This window comes from Lacticaseibacillus styriensis (assembly GCF_030770295.1).
Lineage (GTDB): Bacteria > Bacillota > Bacilli > Lactobacillales > Lactobacillaceae > Lacticaseibacillus > Lacticaseibacillus casei.
In genome coordinates this window covers 2094020-2114104 of the sequence record NZ_CP132483.1, presented here as the reverse complement: position 1 = coordinate 2114104, position 20085 = coordinate 2094020, and the positions used below count along the sequence as shown (strand labels likewise).

Genomic DNA, 20085 nt, shown 5'->3' with positions numbered 1-20085 from the left:
TATGTTAGGACATTATTTTCTGCATAGTCCCCGCCACTCATGTAATAACCGTTATTAGTGATCTTACCGATAGTTATTACGTTGCAGGACGCCTCTAATACTGATATGAAATGAACTATGTTTCCAGCTGCTGTTCTCGGTTTTTACCAGATCCTGCTAGACTTTTCGTTAGTGGCGTCTTGAATTCTTTTTGTCGCAATGCGTAGAAACTTTTCATTTTTATCAACTCCGTACGCACGAAAACCAAGCCTCTTTGCAGCGACGATTGTTGTGCCAGATCCGACAAATGGATCTAAAATATGAGCCGTTGGAGATGCTGAAGCCATCAGTATTCTTTCCATAAGTGCCAAGGGCTTTTGTGTCGGATGTCGACCAAATCTCTTTTCGTTAAGTCCTATAGTCGGTGTTGTCCATACATCCGTCATTTGTTTTCCTCCGTTTAGATAAAGCATCTTGTTGTAATTAAAGTAATGTTGTCCCTGATCTTTTTTAACCCACAAGATTGTTTCAGTAGAATGTGTAAACATCCTATGGCTTAAATTAGGAGAAGGGTTCATTTTCTGCCAAGTAATATTGTTTAGAATTTTAAAATCAAACTTCGATAACATGGCTCCAATAAGGTATATGCTATGCATTGTCCCAAAGAGCCACATTGTTGCGTTGGGACTCATAACGCGACTGGCCTCCTTCAAAAATCGAAAATAAAACTCTTCAGGTTTAAAACCGATCGCCTTATCCCATTCCCCCTTATCAACACTGACTATCCTGCCTCCTCTGTTAGAAATTCCTCCATTACTTAAAAAGTAGGGAGGATCTGCAACGATTAAGTCAATAGAACTTGAATCTACTCGTTCTAGAAAGTGAAAAGAGTCTTCTTGAAATAATGCCGAAAAATCATCACTGAAAAAGAGCATCGGACAAATTCATCCACCTTTCTGTTTGAGGCCTTTGTAAAGAGATTACGCCAACAATTTGCGCACAGCGTATCTTATCCCTGAATTATTCACAAAATTAAGTTTTTCCTCAGGAACATGGAAAAGCCCAAAAAAGGTTCGTTATTTTAGGCACGCGCTTATTTTCACACAGGTTTCATTGTTTTAGGGGACGCAAAGACAATCGGAACTGAGGCAAGGGGCTTTGTCGCCAAGAGTTTTGAGGCGTCTGAGGGCTTTTAAACGTACGATAAAATAAAATCCGCGACTCGTGCAGGCTTCGCTTCATAAAAAGCGGGCATTGTAAAGCCTGAATCGCCACGGATGACCATCTCAACGACGATCTAACGTTTCAAGATGGTCAAACGTTCGCTGGATAAACTGGTTGGCATCTTTGCCAGTGTATGTATTACCCGGCTACACCCAAGAATCCAGTAACAAACTACCTGTATCCTCAAAGACAACCTGTGGATGATAATCCTTGGCCCGAGCATCGTGGCGGTAGCCGGCAATGTTAAGCAAGATCTTTTGAAAACAAATATCCTCATAACTGGCGGTGTAAAATTTGCGCTGAACGACAAAATGGACTGTCTTTCGAGGCAATTGCTCAAAATGAAGTTGATGGCAAAACTCGGCCACCGGGGATAGGCCGGCATTATTGGTGAGTTGGCCACCATCACAGAAAACTTCTCAGCAATTGATTGCGATTATGATGAGGCTATGATATGATGACCGGGATTCCGTTTTTACCAACACTGAAAAAAGGAGTGACGGACAAGTGACCATCGCAGAATTACTTGAAGAAAACGGGACGAGTGTTCGCATGCTTGCACGCCATTCACACATCGCATATTCAACTTTATACGATGCATTTAAGAAGCCGTACGAGCACTGGACTTTGAAAGTCTTTCAAGCAACGGCAAAAGAACTGGGGTTAAGTATGGACAAACTTGCAGTTAAGCTTTCTAAATTGGAACAGCCACTGACTCCGTTTATCAAGTGGGTTGGAGGGAAAAGGCAACTTATTGGTGAGATCGATAGATTCTTACCAAAGTCGTATAAGACATATTTTGAACCGTTTCTCGGGGGGGGAGCTCTTTTCCTGCACCTTACCCCTCATGAAGCAGTCGTTAATGACTTAAACACAGAACTTATTAATACATGGCAAGTCGTGAAGGATGCCCCTACCAAGCTCATGGAATTACTAACAGTCCATCAGCAAAACAATTCAAAAGATTACTATTTAAACATTCGGAGGATGGACAGAGATGGACGCATAACAGGCCTAACCCCAGCTCAACGAGCTGCTAGATTTATTTACTTGAACAAGACCGGTTTTAATGGTCTTTGGCGCGTTAATTCTCATGGCCAAAATAACGTTCCGTATGGTCGCTATAAAGCACCGCTTGTTGCGGACGAGCGGATTTTTGCTGTATCCCAATATTTGAACAGAAACTCTGTCTCCTTGCTCAACACAGACTTTACGGACGCCGTTGCAACAGCATCTGAAGGAGACTTTGTATATTTTGATCCACCATATATTCCATCTACAGCTACAGCGGCTTTTACCAGCTATACGAGTTCAGGGTTTGGTTTAGAACAACAACAAAAACTTCGCGACACTTTTCAAAGACTGACAGGTCGCGGAGTTTTGGCAATGCTTTCTAATTCTGACACTCGTCTCACTAGAGAATTGTATGCAGACATTCCCGAAATCCATATTCATCAAGTTAGAGCCAATAGGGCAATTAACAGTGATGCTACAAAGCGAGGAAGGGTAAATGAGTTGATCATTACAAATTATTAATTAAAAGGGTATAACAAACATTAAATGTCTAACTGTATGAGTTGATAATGTTGCGTATGAATGAACGTAACAGGGATACTACTGATCTTGAACGACGCAATAAAGTTTTGTTGGAAACCTCATACTTTTTTGTTTTGGTATTCCATAGACCGCCTGAATCTGCAATTGCCTGAGCAACTCTCTCGTAAATAGAGCCGGGTAAACGGCTATCATTGGTAAAAATAGACTCATGATTGTGCAGTTCATTCAGAGCAGCTCGAAAAGGTTTGTGCTGAAGAAGCAACTTTATGATTCTTTCTTGACCTTGATCGGTGTCAATATTTTTGTAGACAAAACGGCCTTCTTCTGTGATTGAGTAGTATCCCGAGTTGCCATTGGTTGTGTATTTGGCTAAACCAAAATAGTGTAGAAGATTGCCATAATAGGCACCTTGTCTGTTTGCATATCCATTGCTTCCCAAAGATTCAGCAATTTCTAAAGTGGTCATTCCTTCACCATTTGGTCCGTCTCCACTTTCCGCGTCATTCAAAAATGCCAGAGTACTAATGAATTGCTGGTAGGAATCGGCTTGAGGAAAGGGAATGTCTGGCTCAGGGATCGGTTCAACGTTCTCCATCCATTCGTAAATATCTTCTAAGGTAATGTGAGTGTTATTTTTAAAATAAAACGCTGCTTGACCGATACGCTGAATGGAAGAATAGTTGCCGGGATCTGAAAAATTGTACTTAACAAAGTAATATTTAGTTCCAAGAATAACAAGAAATGTTGGAATGATATCCTTTGAAACGCCTCGATTATGACGAAGAACATAATATGGGTAGAATAATTGACGAACTAAGAAGTCAACTTCAGGAACCTTTTTTGCCTCTAAAATTACAATGCTATTTTTGTTTTCAAAAGTTGCATCAATTTCCATCTGTGCGCTTGCTACGGTAATATTTACAGGGGTTTCAGTTCCGACGGAAAACGACATTGGGCCTGTACCCATACGCCCATGAAGAACTGGCATTAATGAATTTTCGTCAGTGATATTAAATGCTTGATCAAGCATACGGCTTGTAAAAGCGATGTCAACTGCGGTGCTTTCTGAGTTGACATTATCAGGGGTCACCGTTTGAATACCACTAGGGAAGGAGATTTCAACAGGGCTTTGATTCTTGTCAAATTCGAGAGGTGCATACGCGTTGAATCGTCCAAGGGCATACGTGTATTCTCCCTTCAAATGCCCCAGCGGTAAGATATTAATATAATCTTTCATTGAAAGTGCTTCTTGTTTGAATACGTCTGGCAGCTGAGCTGTTCGATCAAACTTAGTCAAATTTCGGACATCTGGGCCTGACAAGCTGTGACTAACATCGCTCAACGCGCCAGCGGTAACCCGATACAACCCCGTTTTATCAATAGAGCGAAGAATTTTGTCACGGTGTTGCTTAAAAAATAAATTCCAAACGTCATTTTTGGTGCTATCTAATCTAGGCATAACTATTTCTCCTATCTTGTTAACATTAATAAACTTACCATATATTGCTAGAAACTTTAAATGATCAGGTATGGGGGACGGCTTCTGAAGCCAATATGCTGAAAATCGAACAACTAGAGACCGACGCATTGTTGGAAGAGGGGGGATTCAGTCGGTATTTGGCAGTGATCCTGACTTGCATAGTGACTCGATAACAGAAATAAGTGCGATAGCAGCGTTAGACAAAAATTTTTTTCATTCAAGTCTAACGTCGAAGCGCACGGAGCACATCATCTCCAGTAGAAATTGGTCCTCCACCAGTAGCAATAAAAGTCCTTCCATCGTCAGCCACAGCAAGATCTGTTTCCCCAACTCCTGGGACTACAACGTGCATCATGTTTACATGATCTAATTTCTTGCTCAGGAAAGGTCTAAATGTCGTATCCTCAAATACGGTTACGGATGCCGTATCATTGTACACTCTCAAAGCCGATGATAGTTGAGTGGCTTGTCCTTCGGAGAGCAATTTTCCGGCATACGTTTCAGACGATATGTTTGACACTATCATATTTAAGTCCGAAGTACTTTCAAGGTTCGATCTAATCTGTTGATTTTTAATAGCCTCATTGGCTAGCTTTTGCTCATATCTCCTTGAAGCTGCTCTTGCCCTGGCGACCTTCTCTTGATGAACGGCTTTCCTGTTATGAAGTGACCCCTGTCAACCTCATCTTTATAAGATTTTCGATATTGTCGTTGGCACTAACAAGCTCCAGAATTCCGTTGTCTCTCGACATTTAACCACTCTGTTATACGGGGATTGGCTACCCCAGGTTAATGGTCCTGTCGAAGGCTTTAGAATCTATAGTCGTGGATCACAAACTCTTTGTCTCTAGATATGGCCATACCCAGGGCGAGCCTGTGCCAAAATAGAAAGCTCGTAAATAGCCAGAGCGTTGAATTCTGACGCTTGTTGCTACCAGCGACAATATCGTGACGCTTTAGTCCTTGATACTTCTTGCTGTCATCTTTGTTGTTTGAAGCTTCGGGCTCAACTGCGCTTTGGTGATCAGTAGTTGATATTGCCAGTTTCCATGCCCCAGATAAATCCAGCGAGTTCTTGGGCGACTGCGGCGATTGCCACGTTATATGATTTTCCTTGAGTAAGCATCCGCGTGAATTTGCGATGAAGATGAGCGCCTGCCTTATCGGCATAGCTAATAACGGCTGATTCTTGTCCTGCTTGGCGTGCTTTTAGGGCTCTTGATTTGTACCCAATTCTGCCCTTGACCAATCCCTGTGTGGCTTCAATGATGGTTGTGCGGACGATACTGTTACCTTGCTTCGAAATCCCCCCTTTGATGGTATGATCGCCGCTTGAATGTTCTGACGGATTTAGCCCAACATAAGACATAAACGCTTTAGCTGTTTTGAAACGTTTGAAGTCCGCAATCTCGATGTGGATGGTCATGGCGGTTGTGGTTTTAAATCCCTTCATACTTGTCAACGCGTGAATGGGCTTGGTGTAACGTTCACTGTTCGCAAACGTCTCGATGGTCTGGTCGTAGCGGGCAATCTTTTCCTCTAATTCAGATTTCTGCAGCGTCATTTCGTCAAGCACTGATCGTAATACTGGAGATAATGGGACTTTCTTTAGCCAATCCATATAGGCCAGCGTCCACTTGGATGCTGAGCACTTCAATCCTTGACGGAGAAGGAACATGCCGATTTACTGTTTCACTCTAATGAGATCCTTCTTCATCATTTTACGTAGTCTAATGAATTCTTTGACATCGTTATCCGCTTCATCAGGAACATAAACGGCACAATACGTATTAGCCGCAAGATTCTTGGCAATCATCCGCGCGTCCATTGAATCATTTTTGACCATTTTGTTCTTAGCAGAACTAAACATCGTTGTCGGTGCCAGAATGATACAGTCAATGCCTAAGTTTTTGAGTGAACGATAGAGTGAATATCCTAAAATACCAGCCTCATACCCGGTCACGAATTTTGTGTCTGGATCCAATTCTTCAGCTAATCCAGTAATAAATTTTTCGACTAATTTTGGCTCTGAAGCGCACTGGGTCTCAGCTAAGAGCGCATCCGTTGCTTTGTCTAACGCGCATAGATTGTAAGTGGCTTTATGGACATCCATCCCGACGTAAACTATACTTTCCATGTGAGTGACCTCCTATTGTCATGGGGTAATGATTGTATGGTTCGTTTTAACACAACACCATTATCAGTCTAAATCCCCGAGTCGACAATCTAGGGGGTCACTTCATATTATCTATACGCAGGATCTTTAATAAGCCGAATGACATTTTTTGCATATTTTGTTAAAAAATATGCTACCAATAGAAAGATTGCCCAGCCAGAGAGCAAGAAAGTTAGCAACATTGAGCCATGCTATTATTGGGTCTTCACCCGCAAATAAGGACCAAGGAATTGCAAAGTAGACAGTGAACGCAATAAGTAGTGGCTGCTGAACTAGCCTGCCATTTTAACCTCAGATCCCATCATTTGGTACAAAATATTGACTGTTTCGCGGCCATCATGAACGCAAATTAAAATTGGTACACCAAGAAGATCCAGTAGTAGATCAAGATTGGCATCCACTAAGGCAAAATCGATGGTGACAGCGATGCTTTCAATGCGTTTTGCCCTTACCAAACTAAGCCCCTCTTGAAACTTCAAATGCGAAATGTGCCGTTCGATAGCGCCGCGGCGATTCTCAGCTTCAATCATGGCTTTCTTTTTAGCGGGATCAAGATGTTTTGGTGGACGCCCTGGTTTTGACCCTAGCATTTCAATGCCGTGTTCCTTGCAATAAGCACGATTAGCCATCGTGCGGTAGATTTTGTCTACCAAGACGCGCTCGGGGAAGGTTCCATAAATATCCCAGTGGTGGTCAATGGCGGCTTTTAAGTCTTTGCTTTCGTTGAAGTTGTTGAAATCGAACTTCTCAAGTTCCAGAATACCGCCTGTCATAGACAAATCGATTTTGGGGCCGAACTCGGTTGGGTTCTTGGCCTTTTCCGTTTAATCGGTCGAATGAGCGGTTGGTCGAGACTGACAATTCGGTCTTCGGCATGATGGGTCTGATTTTCAAACATGTAGCGTTGTTGGACGTAAACCTTTTGGATCGTTTCAAGCCGCTGGGTCTGCCAATCGGTTAACGTGCCGCCTTGTGCGAGGAGTTCTTCGACATAGCGCAGATCGCGTTTTACGTACTGCAGCTGGTGCTGGATGATGGTCCGGCGATGCTTGCGCTGCTGCTTGAGATGACGCGAATAGTTGGTCCATTCTTTCTGGGCGTTTCGCTTATAAGTCCGCGGTGGTGCGACCCTTAATTGCTTTCGCATATCGTCGATCATTGCTTCAAGATTGAGCCGGCTTTGATTGAGAAAATGCGTGTCCTGGGGAAACTTGATGTTCACTGGAACTGCCGTCGCATCAATAATCAACTCACTGACATCGACGCCATGTGCGACCAGTCGTTCCCGAATATGATCTGTCGAAACTTGCCGAAGCAGTTCCGATATTGGCGCGATTCGGTGGCGAAACTTGGTTAAGGTGGACGGCTCGAATGGACGTTTCGCCTCATAAGTATCAATACCGACAAAGTGCTGGAGCGCTGGTGTATCACGAATCATTTCAACTAGTTGCACATCTGACCAGCCGCACTTTTGTTTGATCATTTGTGCGCCGTATAAGAGTCGGAATGGTTTAGCCGCGCGCCCCAATTTGGAAGGGAAGGCCGACTGATACACCTCCTCCATTTCAGCCCAAGGAATGGTTTCCGCCAAACGGACCCAACGATTGTTAGGGCTGAGAGGCGTGCCTAGTGCCTCTCCCAGTGATTCAAATGAACGTTGAACGGTCTTTTTACGATAAACCATGTGACTTCTCCTATCATTGTTGGCTAAACTGCAAGCGCCATGGCCGGTGTCATGCGGTTTTCAGACATTTATGCCTGTGTTTACTGAAACTTGAAAGCTCCAAATTGCCTTAACTGCCTGACCTTTTCAGGTTGTTTCGGGATTTTTTATCCTAATGTCGGATTTCCAAGAAAATCAACCAGGTTCTTGGGTAAAAAAAGTGAAGAAGCGGTCAATAACGTTATTTATGGCTTTTTCAGAAACGTCAATTAGGTCACGTCCTAATTTTGCCAAAGCCTCGATCAACCAAATAATGGCTTGGGCAACCGCAATATCCGGCAAGGCTTTGTTCATCGTGAAAAAGAGATCTCCCAGCGTGCGTTCGTCTTCGTTTTGACGTTGTCGCCAAGCCAGTAAATCATAACTGGTCATGACCATCGCTAAATGGCCGCAGAGCCCGTCATAGTTTTGAATCTGTGACCGATCTAAACGCAGATATTGTTTGGCCACTTTGAAGTAACCTTCGATCTGCCAACGCCGACCGTAAAGTTGCACAATTTCATCCGGTGTCAAACTGGTATCTGTGGTAGCTAAGACTAAGTAATTGCCATTGTGCTTACGATTGGTGACGTAAACCAGTTTCAAGGGGAATTCCCGAGTGTGCTGATCAGTCTCGACATGCGCCTGAACAATCACGCTATACAAATAATGGTCCCGCTGCCGACGATGCGCATGACGCAACCGGTCATAAAGGCTTTTGACAGTCTCATGTCGGTGACGATACTGGTAGTAAACTTTCTTGGATCGTTTGATCATGCCAATACCCGTTAAACCAAGTTTGGACAATCGCCAGAACATGAGCGGTGAGCTAAACCAACTGTCAAACAGCACATACTTGGCCTCCACGCCAACTTTCAGTGCTTGGTGAACCAACGCTACGGCAACATCGGTCATCTTTTGTTGCGCTTGATAGCGCCGCTTCCCGGCGATAGAACGCTGATCATGGGTTTTGGCTTGAGCGCCAATTCGCTGTTTCTTGTTTTTGCTGGACATCAAAGCGAAGTTAACAGGAAACAGCATATTGCCATCGCTCCATGCCAAAGTTAGTGATCGAAAACCGTTAAGATAGCAGTGTTTGTCATGATCAAACACCCAAGCCAACAGCTCGGTTTTGGTTGAGAAAATGTGAGAAAACAGCGTGTCATCAAGAATGAAAGCAAAGCGACGACGATGATCGACAAATGGTTTCAGGTACTTGATGAGTGCTTTTGCCAGTAAACAGACCAATCGTTGCCAGTTGATCCGTGCATCATTCAGCACGTTGCGGGCATTGCGACTGTTAAAAACAGACGTTTCTGGTGCCCGATAAAGCGAACGGCCCAAAAACTTAACCTTAATGAGCCACTCAACAATCTCCTTGAACGAAACTTTGGTATGACGGTGATAGTTAACCATCCGTGTCAGACCAGAAAAGTGACAAATCGCAAGAAAATCACAAATTGTATTTTGAAGGCTCATTTTATCCCGATTATGTTCTATAATACTCACAGCGCAAGGTCTCCTTTGTATCTTGGTTTAGACGCCTAGAGTATACAACGTGAGGGATCCTTGCGTTTATTTTTTGGCTAAAAAAGCTTACAGCAACAGGACTTTGAGACTTAAATCAGCTTTCAAGTTTCAGCTTATTAACAATAAATCGTGAAGTTATACACAGTTTTGCATGAAGATATTGACTATTAAATTAAAGCTGATATTCTAAAGTTAATTTTAAAGCTGATTGTGAGGTTGGGATTTTGGCGAAGAATAATAAAAAAAGTCCACACAGTATTTCTATTCGACTGCATACCAACGAGATTGAAAATTACGAGGAGGTGTTGAGGAGAGCATACAGAGAGGGAGGGAGTAGTCCTGCCCAGGTAAGTGTGATTGATAGAAAATATGGTCAGGGCGTGGCATTCTTCTTGACCGATCAACCAAGCCATCCGGAATGGGCAAACGACTTTGAAACGTTTATTGCGAGTAAAAACAAAATACCCGAGAACAGATATTCCAAAGCAGTAATTGTATTGAAAGTAACATCCCGAAAAGGCCAAACTAGATTTATGAGTATTGCTTTTGGGTACGGAGAATCACTACTAGACAGTTCTAAATATGAGAGTGACTTCGGTCGAAATATTGCAGCACAAAAGGTTCCAGATTCTAGGGTTTTATCAGCGGGAACTCTGCAGATCTCTGATGCCATTATCCAAATGGAAAAACAATATATGGGTACAAAGAATAGCGGGATGCGCCAATTAGTCACTTCACAGTCAGAGTTTCCAAGCAGTATTTCAGGAACGTGGCGTAATGGCGAGGTTGAGACCAAGTTAGAAGGACGAGGTTCGTTACTCAAAGCAAAAAGGTTGATGGATTTGTCGGAGCTCGTAAATGATCTAAAAATTTACTTAGAGGCATATCTTGATCCTTCCGGAATGGCAGAGTGGGCGACACGATTGACACAAATTACCTCTGGTGGATTGAAAGATAAGCTTGCTAGTATGCTTATGGAAAGATTGATCTCAGACGATCTTGAATATGGTGTAGCTTGGCCTGATTATAAATCAGTTGATGAGCTATCGACCGATTTGTTAAAAAATATTCCAGGTGATACACCAGTTAAACAGATTAAGTGGTACGTTCAACATCGAGTTGATGCTGATTCGAATTATGGCCCCTCTCAATTATTAAAAAAGATTCGACGTTCAAAGCTGAATGCTAGAGATGAAAATGGTGTAGTTGTGAGCGTGCCATTATACTCAAGTATTCTCGCTGAGTTAATTGATGGTGGGCATCGATATTTACTATTTAATGGTAGTTGGTATCAAGTAAAACAAGATTTTTACAATAGTTTAGAGGAGAAGCTTGAAAGTGTGCCGATATATGAGATGACTCTGCCCGCATTAGCATCTAAACACGATAATAAAGGAAAACTGTGTTATGAAAATGAAGGCGATTACAATATTAAACTTGCAAAAAGCATTGATGGTGGCAGGCTATTTGACAAGGTTAACTTTAAAAATAGTCAGGGCAACAGGTTCGCAGGTGTAGAAGAACCTGCAGACGTGATTACGCGTCGAAGAGAGTTATTCTTCGTAAAAAAAGGCGACTCATCGGCAGCACTAAGTCATTTGTTTCTTCAAGGATTAGTTTCCGCAAAATTACTTGCTAGGGACGGTACTGGTGAGTTTCGACATTTCGTTAACCATGTGCTGGGAGTTCATCCCGATGTGTTTTCAGACGACATAATGAATTCGGATGTGACCTTGGTTTTTGTAATTATACGAAAAAATACGAGATTACCTTTTTTCTCAATGGTCAGCTTCTCCGAAGTGTTAAATAGTCTTCGTGAGATGGGATACAAGGTGAAAATCGCATGGCCTCCAATTAAATCTCCAAAGTTTTGAGCGTTCCAATGGGATTTAACGTATGATAATACTGTGAGTGATTTAATCAGTTTTAAAAGCTTAACGTATTTTAATGTAACTCTTTAACCGACAAAATGGCATTTAAATTCGGTTACCTAGTGGCTGCTGAACTAACTGGCATTAAGCAACTTTCGAGACTTTGACACTTAGCCGTCTTCCGCTTCTGCGCCACCTTTGCCATGCCAATGCTTCCCCAAGCCGCCCCATGCTCAACGGACGCTTCACGAATCACGGACAGTTTGCGACCTTCCAGATTTGTAAAGGCTACAATCAAAGTATCATCCATACCAGCGGTGCTTTTCACCGTTCGATCCATTGTTCCCAAAAGTGTGCCAGCTTCAATCTTTTCGCCTGTTTTAACAGAATTGCCAAAGGGAGCACCTTTTAGTTCAACGATGTTTATTTCAAGATGAAGGAGTATCTCGGTATCATTAGCGGCCTTGAAGCTGATGGCGTGTTTGGTGGGAAAGATAGAAACAATAGCATTGGTTATCAGTACGTAGATATTATCGTTAGTGGGTTTAATAGCATAGCCGTCACCCATCATTCTTTTGCAAATACTTCCTCGGCGACGGAGGTGATGGGTAGTTCGGTACTATCAGCCGGGTAACGAAGGAGATTCTTCTTTTTATTGAAGAGTTTGAGCATAAGTTATATCTTCTTTCTTGATTAACTGGTTTAGTCTTAGCCTAGACTTTTATCGATAATTGATCGCAGTACTTTCTCTTTAAGTGCTAGGGCGTTTATGTGGTTAGTCTGTTCATATCCTTCGGCAAGGATATTGCAGATGTAGAGTTGTGAGACCCTTCCGGCGACAGAACCGCCATTAAGGAATTCTTCAATGGCAGTTTGGAGAACCACATCACCTAGCCGAGCAATGGGTGATACAGTAGTGTTCGTGATGCTAACAACCCTGGCGCCGTTGTCGTGGGCGATTTTTAGTGAATCATAGGTTTCTTTGGTTTTACCGGATAAGGAGATGCCGATGACTAGATCGGTGGGGCTGAGGAGCGAGGCGATTTGGGCTTGGAAATGGGGATCGGCTTCTGGCGTGCATTTTAGTCCGGATCGAAGGAGGATCGAAGATAGGGAGTGGGCGACTTCGCCGCTGCCGCCGACGCCGAAGATCCAGATGCGGGTAGCGTTGGTCATCATCTGGATGGCTGTTTGGAGGGTTTCCGGTTTGATGAGGGCGGCGGTTGCCTTGATGGCGTCGCTTAAATGCTGGGCGATGTGGTCGTAGTAGTGGTCGGATGTCGCCGGGTTGGTTTTAGGGAAGTCTTCTTTGGCGATTTCGATTTTGAAGTCGGTGAAGCCGGAATAGCCGAGTTTTTGACAGAATCTGACGATGGTCGCGTCACCTACATGGGTGGCTTTTTTTATGTCTGTCATCGTGGCGTAGATGACTTTTTGCCCAACCGAAAGGATATAATCGGCCACTTTTTTCTCCGATTTGGTGAGCTCGTTGTAATGCTTGTGCATGATGTCTGCGTATGCCATAGGTATGGAAGCCTCCTCCATTTTCTTTTCAAATTTTGACACTTTTTGGAGAAAATGTCCAATTAACCGTTTACATTAGTTGGCGGAGATGCTACGATTCTTTTGGAATTTAAATCCAAAAATATAAAAAACGGAGGAAAATGGAGAATGAGGAAGACAGCGTTCATCCAAAAAGTGCACCATGGACTGATCGTTTCTTGCCAGGCATTGCCAGATGAGCCGATGTATCGTCCGAACGGTGGGGTGATGCCGCTTTTTGCCAAGGCCGCTGCAAAGGCGGGAGCGGTCGGAATTCGGGCGAATTCGGTCCGCGATATCAAAGAGATTCAGGCAGCGGTTGATTTGCCGATTATTGGCATTATCAAAAAGGATTACTTGCCGGAACAGCCGTTTATTACGGCCACAATGACCGAGGTGGATCAGCTCGTCGCGACCGGTGTGGCGGTGATTGCGCTAGACGCCACGTTGCGGCCGCGGCATGACCGCCTGACGATTAATGAATTCATTCGGCAGATTAAAGAAAAATATCCGCAGCAGTTGTTTATGGCTGATATTTCAACGTTTGAAGAAGGGGTCAACGCTTGGAACGCGGGTATTGATTTTGTGGGGACAACGTTGAGCGGCTATACACCGGAAAGTAGTAAGCACGATGGACCGGATTTTGAACTCATTCAAAAGCTGGTTGACGCAGGCATTGATGTGATTGCGGAGGGGCATATCAATACGCCAGAAGAGGCACGGCGTATTCAGCAGATGGGCGTGACGAGCATCGTGGTTGGGAGTGCGATTACCCGTCCGCTGGTAATAGCCCGGCGATTTGTCGCGGCATTGGACGCAACTACTAAAAATTAAACAAACGGAGGACGTAAAATGTTTAAGCAGTTTTCGAAACTCGGCAGAGCGTTTATGCTGCCAATTGCGATTCTGCCAGCAGCAGGTTTGCTGCTTGGGTTGGGTGGGGCATTAACCAATAAAGGCGCGCTGGCCGCGTATCCGTTTCTGGACCAGGCGTGGTTGCAGACAATTTTAAAAGTCATGAATCTCGCCGGGAATGCTGTCTTTGCCAACATTGCGTTGATTTTTACTATCGGTGTGGCAGTTGGTCTTGCGAAAGGTGATCGCGGAACGGCAGGCCTGTCTGGCGCGGTGGCCTTTCTGGTTTATACCGCCACAATTAGCGGCTTACTGCAAATGTTTTCGGCCAAAGATGCCACGATTGACACTGGCGTTTTGGGATCGATCGTGGTCGGTGGTGTGGTCGCTTATCTGCACAATCATTTTCGGAAAATCGAATTGCCGCAGTTTTTGGGATTCTTCGGCGGTTCAAGATTTATTCCGATTATTTCGTCGATTGCAGCAATTTTACTGGGTGTGACTTTTTATCTGACCTGGCCGCCAATTCAAGGCGTTTTGACATCGGCGGGAAAAGGCATTGCCACCATGGGGAGCATTGGGACGTTCTTTTACGGCTTTCTGCTGCGGTTGACCGGTGCGGTGGGGTTGCATCACACCATCTATCCGATGTTTTGGTACACTTCTTTGGGTGGTTCGGAAGTGGTCGCGGGGCATGCGGTTAACGGTGCCCAGAACATCTTTTTCGCGCAATTGGCGGATCCGAATCATACCGGATTATTTACTTACGGTACGCGGTTCTTTGCCGGTCGGTTTGCGACCATGATGTTTGGGCTTCCGGCAGCTGCTTACGCGATGTATCGATCTTTGCCGAAGACGCGGCGTAAGAAAAATGGCGGGTTGTATTTTTCCGGCGCCTTGACCTCATTTCTAACGGGGATTACGGAACCGCTTGAGTATACGTTCCTGTTTGTCGCGCCGTGGCTTTACGTGATTCATGCTTTTCTCGATGGGCTGTCCTTCTACTTTGCCGATATTATGAACATCCGGATCGGCAATTCATTCTCCGGCGGGCTGATCGATTATCTGTTGTTTGGCGTATTGCAAGGGCAGGACAAAACTCACTGGATGTTGATTATTCCATTCGGTCTCGCTTGGGCAGTGATTTACTACGCGGTCTTCCGGTTCTGCATCACGCATTTTCGGGTGATGATCCCGGGTATGGGTGACGATGCGGAAGTGGTTTTGGACGACGAATCAGTGCCTTCACCGACTGGCGGTATGGCGGATTCGCCAAAAACAACATCGGCTGATCAGGGACTGGCGGCGCAGTCAATGCAGATCATTCACGCGCTCGGCGGCCATCAGAATATCGAGTCCGTTGAAGCTTGCGCGACCAGATTGCGCGTGGCGGTTGCTGACAGCGCGAAAGTTGATAAGACGAAAATGAGGCAACTTGGCGCGATCGCAGTGTTGGAAGTCAGCGGCGGCGTTCAGGCGGTCTTTGGCGGTAAGTCGGATTTGTATAGTCAGGAGATTAATGCGATTTTGGGGATTGATGGTTAGTGACGAGGTGCAAGTCGTCAAAGTGTTAATCTGTCTTCAATTTGCCATCTGATAGACGCGGTTTCAATCGAAGTTTTGCAGTGGCCAACAAGTTACCTTTCGATTGCTCTATTGACTTTTATACCAAAATTAAAATTTAGCTGTCCGAATTTGCAAAAATCATAAGCAGATTCGGCCTTTTTTAATTTCCGCAGAAACCTTTTAACAAAAGCCTTTGCAAACACAGGACATCTAGACGATCACAACCACCACCAAAACATCATAAGCACACGCACATCAGCCAAAACATTCAACCAACTTTTAACCTAAAAATCCAATGAACCCATTGACAACGAATCTCATAATTCTATAATCAAACCATTACATTTCAGCCGGGCTTCCGAATTTACCCGAGAATCCAGCTGAAAAATCCGCAATTATTAGAAAAATATGTGAGGTGCCGAGTATGGAAGAAAACAAACGTGATCAAACTTGGTTCGGTTTAGCCATGATTCTTTGTGGGGCGTTGGTCTCGATTCCCAGTCTGATTCTGGGTGGCAGCCTGGTTTCCGGGATGTCGCTTCCGGCCGCAATTTTGACCGGGTTGGCCGGGTATGGGTTCATCGTCTTGATGATGGTGTCGCAGGGGATGCAGAGTGTTGATCAAGGTAAGCCGGCGGTGGTGGTGGCGCAACAGGTGTTTGGAAAAGTTGGGTCGTCGAAAGTGATTTCGATTATCATCGCAATTGCGGCGTTGGGGTGGTTTGGCATTCAGGCGAATGTTGGCGGTTTGGCGGTGGCGAACTTGTTGAAGTATCTGGGTTTGCCGATTCCCGCCTGGCTCGCTTCGCTGTTGACAGGGTTGCTGATGGTGGTGACGGCGATGTATGGCGTGAAGCTGATTCGGCTGCTTGCGTATGTCGCCGTTCCGTATTTGGTGATCGTCATTCTGTATGGCCTGTGGTTCGCGTTTGCTAAGCAGGACGCAGCGGCGACGATTGCGGCGTATCATCCGAGCGGCACGGTGTCGTTTGTCAATGGCTTCTCTTCCACAGTTGGTTCGTTTGCGATGGCCGGCGTCATTGTCGGGGATTACGCGCAGTTTTCCAAAAAGCGTAGCGATGTGGTGAAGGCGGCGATTTTCGGCGTCATTCCCGCTGGTGTCTTGATGATTGCAGTTGGCGCGGTGCTGACGATTGTGTTTAAGTCGAATGACATTAGCAGCCTTTTCATGAAAATCGGCTCGCCGGTCATCGGTGGCTTGGCGCTGATTTTAGGCACGTGGAAGGTCAACGTGGTGAATGCTTATTCTGGCGGAATTGCCGTCGCGAATATTTTCAACATCCCGGAAAAGTATCGCAAACTGACGCTGTTTCTGGTCGGCGTGGGCGGCACGATTTTGTCGATTATCGGCATTTTGAATTATTTCGAGCCAGTGATGAACATCTTTTCTGCCATGATTCCGCCGGTGGCTGGTGCGATGGCGGCGTCTTATTGGGTGATTCATCACGGTGACTTGCACAGCTGGCAGCCGGTGTCCGGTGTGAACTGGCTTGGTTTAGCTGCGTGGGCATTAGGCGCGGTCGTTGGCGTGTTGCCGGTTGTCTGGCCGGCCATCCCGAATATTCCGGTGTTGGGCATCATCTTCGCGTTTGTGCTTTATTACGCCGGCGCGAAGTTGCATCCGGAGTGGGATAAAGCTTCTGAATTGGACTAAAACGTGTATTGGTGAATGTTAAGGAGGCAATTATGCGGTTATTAGACGAAGAATCAATCGAAAACATCGCGACTGGCGCGGCCTTTTTTGGCGCAGGCGGCGGTGGCAATCCCTTTTTAGGCAAGTTGATGGCGCTGGAAGCTATTAAGAAAAATGGTCCTGTGAAGCTGCTGGATGTGTCCGAAATCAGCGATGATGATTATTTTTGTCCCGCGGCGATTATGGGGGCACCGGCTGTGATGATGGAGAAGATTCCCAAGGGTGACGAGTTTGAGCGGGTTTTCACCATGCTGAGTCAGTATACCGGGCATCGCTTCGTCGGCACATTTCCGATGCAGGCAGGCGGGGTGAACTCGATGGTGCCGATTGCATTGGCGGCGTCGCTAGGCATCCCCTTGGTCGACTGCGACGGCATGGGACGGGCATTTCCCGAACTACAGATGGTGACGTTCTACCTAGGCGGCGTGGCAGCAACGCCCATGGTGATCACCGATGAAAAAGGCAACGCCGGCGTGATCAAGACAATTGACGCGAAGTGGGCGGAACGCTTGGCCCGGGTCCAAACCGTGGAGATGGGCGGCAGTGCGACGGTGGCACTGTATCCTTCGAGTGGCGCGCAGATTAAGCAAAACGGGATTCGCGGTATTGTCACGCTGTGCGAACAGGTCGGCTTGCGGATTCGCGATGCCCATCTGAATCCGGCCAAAGCGCTGGCGGAAATTCTTGAGGTCACGAATGGGCATTTAATTTTTGAAGGAAAAGTCATTGATGTCGAGCGGCGCACCGAGCGCGGCTTTAACGTTGGCGATATTAAAATTGATGGCTTCAACGATTTTCAGGATCAGCATCTCAGTGTTTTGATTCAAAACGAGAATCTTTTGGCATTGCGCAACGGGAAGCCGATGGTCATGACGCCTGATCTGATTGAAATTGTCGATGCCGATACGTTATTGCCGGTCACGACTGAGGTCATTAAATACGGTAAGCGCGTGAAAGTGTTGGCCACCCCGGCAGATGCGCGCTGGCGGACGGAAGCAGGCATTAAAACGGCCGGACCACGTTACTTTGGCTTCGATTATGATTATCGACCGGTTGAAGAATTGGTGAAGGAGGGCTAAGTATGTATCGATTAGGCATTGACGTCGGTGGCACAAATACGGATGCGATTCTTTTGGACGACCAGCATCACGTGATTAATTCGGTTAAGCGTCACACGACCAAGGACATTCAAACCGGTATTAGCAACGCCATTCAAGCGGTGCTGGCTGATCAGCCTCTTGACCGCGATCAAATCAGCAAGGCCATGCTTGGAACCACCCAAATTACAAATGCGATTGTGGAGCGTAAGCATATTGCCCGCGTCGGTGTATTGCGCCTGGCGTATCCAGCGACCGAGGCGATTCCGCCGTACACGGCCTGGCCGGAGGATTTGGTGAACAAATTGTCAGGTAAGTACGCAATCGTCAAAGGTGGTTACGAGTATGACGGACAGATTCTGAACGAACTCGATCCTGCTGAAATCAACGCAGTGTTGGAGCAGTGGCGCGGGGAAGTCGACTCGATTGCCATCATCGGGGTGTTTGCTGCTTTGCGGGTCGATCAGGAGCAGCAGGCCGCTGATCTCGTGCACGCAGCTTATGGCGCCGATTTTCCGGTCACGATGTCGCATGAAGTCGGCTCGCTCGGCTTAATCGAACGCGAAAATGCCGCAATCCTGAACGCCGGCCTTTTCCGCGTCATCGAAAATACCGTGGACGGCTTCGAACAGGCGCTGGCGGCATCAGGCATTAAGCATGCGTCGTTATATCTGACCCAAAATGATGGCACCTTGATGACAGCCACGTATGCCCGGCATTTTCCGATTCTGACGATTGGCTCCGGGCCGACGAACAGTATTCGCGGCGCGGCGTATCTGTCGCACCTGAAAAATGCGATTGTGGTCGACATTGGGGGGACGACGACTGACCTGGGCGTGCTGCAAGCCGGGTTCCCGCGCGAGTCGTCGATTGCGGTGACCGTTGGCGGCGTGGCGACGAACTTCCGGATGCCAGATATTATGTCAATCGGCTTGGGCGGCGGTTCCATCGTCCGCCAGCAGCGCGATGGTAGTGTCGCGGTCGGGCCGGATTCTGTCGGCTACCAAATTACCGACAAGGCGCTGACCTTTGGCGGCAATATCATCACCGCGACCGACATTGCCGTGCGCCTCGGCTTGTCCGAGGTTGGCGATCCCGAGCTGGTGAAGCAAATTCCGCTTAAGTTTGCCCAAGCTGCGTTAAAGACCATCGGCGAGATGATTGCAGTGGCTATTGATAAAATGAAAACCAGCGCCGAGCCGGCCACCGTCATTTTGGTTGGCGGCGGTGCGATTATTGCGCCGAGACATCTGGACGGCGTCGGCAAGCTGGTACGCGATCCGCTCGGCGGCGTGGCCAATGCGATCGGCGCTTCGATCAGCCAGGTCTCCGGCGAATATGGCCGCATTTATCCATACAACCAGATCCCGCGCGATCAAGCCATGGCCGACGCCAAGAAAAAGGCAATCGCCGCGGCCATCGAATCAGGTGCAGATGAAGCCACGATTGAAGTGGTCGAAGTCGATGAGGTGCCGCTGGCCTACCATCCGGAGAATGCAAATCGGGTGAAGATCAAGGTGGTTGGGAATTTGGCGCGGTAAAAAAGGCTATTGCGAAGGTAGCGCCAAAAATTCGTATTAGAGACTTAATAAGCCTTGTCATTAATTGATTTGCAATTGATCAATGATGGGGTTTTTAAGACATTAGCCTTTATGAAGGAACTAATAATACTGGCAAGAAAATAAGCGGTTCATTTACACAATCGATATTCAATTTTTGCAAAACCACCACAGTTCCTTTACAAGCCGCGCGTATAAATAAACTGATAGTCAACAATCAGCGGCTGGCAGTT

The 20085-nt window shown here is 46.1% G+C and carries 13 protein-coding genes and 2 pseudogenes; 7 read left to right on the top strand and 8 right to left on the bottom strand.

Features of this window, described 5'->3' with window-relative positions; all coding sequences use genetic code 11:
• Positions 1-143: 143 nt before the first annotated feature.
• Entirely contained in the window at positions 144-914 is a 771-nt protein-coding gene (locus LACSTY_RS10020; protein ID WP_087912536.1) for a DNA-methyltransferase, read from the bottom strand.
• Between the two features lie 958 nt (positions 915-1872).
• Here LACSTY_RS10020 and LACSTY_RS10015 point away from each other — a divergent pair.
• Entirely contained in the window at positions 1873-2739 is an 867-nt protein-coding gene (locus tag LACSTY_RS10015) for a DNA adenine methylase (protein ID WP_087913284.1), read from the top strand.
• Between the two features lie 28 nt (positions 2740-2767).
• On the opposite strand, the gene LACSTY_RS10010 is transcribed toward LACSTY_RS10015, so the two are convergent.
• From LACSTY_RS10010 to LACSTY_RS09990, 5 genes and pseudogenes are all read right to left on the bottom strand, one after another.
• Positions 2768-4219: a type II restriction enzyme gene (locus LACSTY_RS10010; protein WP_087912534.1), complete on the bottom strand. Its 1452-nt coding sequence runs from the start codon at positions 4217-4219 to the stop codon at positions 2768-2770.
• Between the two features lie 1045 nt (positions 4220-5264).
• A complete protein-coding gene (locus tag LACSTY_RS10005) occupies positions 5265-5861 on the bottom strand; it encodes a transposase (RefSeq protein ID WP_225362691.1) in 597 nt (198 codons plus the stop codon).
• A gap of 63 nt (positions 5862-5924) precedes the next feature.
• The gene (locus LACSTY_RS10000; protein WP_225362690.1) at positions 5925-6377 is read right to left on the bottom strand and encodes an IS110 family transposase; all 453 of its coding nucleotides are present in this window, start codon (positions 6375-6377) and stop codon (positions 5925-5927) included.
• A gap of 311 nt (positions 6378-6688) precedes the next feature.
• Positions 6689-8100 (bottom strand): annotated as a pseudogene (locus tag LACSTY_RS09995) (IS5 family transposase).
• A gap of 146 nt (positions 8101-8246) precedes the next feature.
• Positions 8247-9627: pseudogene (locus LACSTY_RS09990) on the bottom strand (IS4 family transposase).
• A gap of 245 nt (positions 9628-9872) precedes the next feature.
• Here LACSTY_RS09990 and LACSTY_RS09985 point away from each other — a divergent pair.
• On the top strand, positions 9873-11522 hold the full coding sequence (locus tag LACSTY_RS09985; protein WP_161492244.1) for a DUF6119 family protein: 1650 nt from the start codon (positions 9873-9875) through the stop codon (positions 11520-11522).
• A gap of 112 nt (positions 11523-11634) precedes the next feature.
• On the opposite strand, the gene LACSTY_RS09980 is transcribed toward LACSTY_RS09985, so the two are convergent.
• Positions 11635-12090 carry a PTS sugar transporter subunit IIA gene (locus tag LACSTY_RS09980; RefSeq protein ID WP_087912531.1) on the bottom strand — a complete coding sequence of 152 codons (456 nt, stop codon included), beginning with the start codon at positions 12088-12090 and terminating at the stop codon, positions 11635-11637.
• 137 nt (positions 12091-12227) lie between these two features.
• Positions 12228-13043: a MurR/RpiR family transcriptional regulator gene (locus LACSTY_RS09975; RefSeq protein WP_087912530.1), complete on the bottom strand. Its 816-nt coding sequence runs from the start codon at positions 13041-13043 to the stop codon at positions 12228-12230.
• Between the two features lie 147 nt (positions 13044-13190).
• Between LACSTY_RS09975 and LACSTY_RS09970 the strand changes: the two genes are divergently transcribed.
• The 5 genes from LACSTY_RS09970 to LACSTY_RS09950 all read left to right on the top strand — a co-directional run bounded on the left by LACSTY_RS09970 (position 13191) and on the right by LACSTY_RS09950 (position 19834).
• Positions 13191-13895 (top strand): N-acetylmannosamine-6-phosphate 2-epimerase, encoded by a 705-nt coding sequence (locus LACSTY_RS09970; protein WP_087912529.1) that lies wholly within the window; start codon positions 13191-13193, stop codon positions 13893-13895.
• A gap of 18 nt (positions 13896-13913) precedes the next feature.
• Complete coding sequence (locus tag LACSTY_RS09965) at positions 13914-15461, top strand: PTS transporter subunit EIIC (protein WP_087912528.1); 1548 nt, start codon at positions 13914-13916, stop codon at positions 15459-15461.
• A gap of 445 nt (positions 15462-15906) precedes the next feature.
• On the top strand, positions 15907-17157 hold the full coding sequence (locus LACSTY_RS09960; protein ID WP_087912527.1) for a cytosine permease: 1251 nt from the start codon (positions 15907-15909) through the stop codon (positions 17155-17157).
• Between the two features lie 32 nt (positions 17158-17189).
• Complete coding sequence (locus LACSTY_RS09955) at positions 17190-18275, top strand: S-methyl thiohydantoin desulfurase family protein (RefSeq protein WP_087912526.1); 1086 nt, start codon at positions 17190-17192, stop codon at positions 18273-18275.
• A gap of 2 nt (positions 18276-18277) precedes the next feature.
• Positions 18278-19834, top strand: a complete 1557-nt coding sequence (locus LACSTY_RS09950) for a hydantoinase/oxoprolinase N-terminal domain-containing protein (protein WP_087912525.1) — start codon at positions 18278-18280, stop codon at positions 19832-19834.
• The last annotated feature ends 251 nt before the right edge of the window (positions 19835-20085 follow it).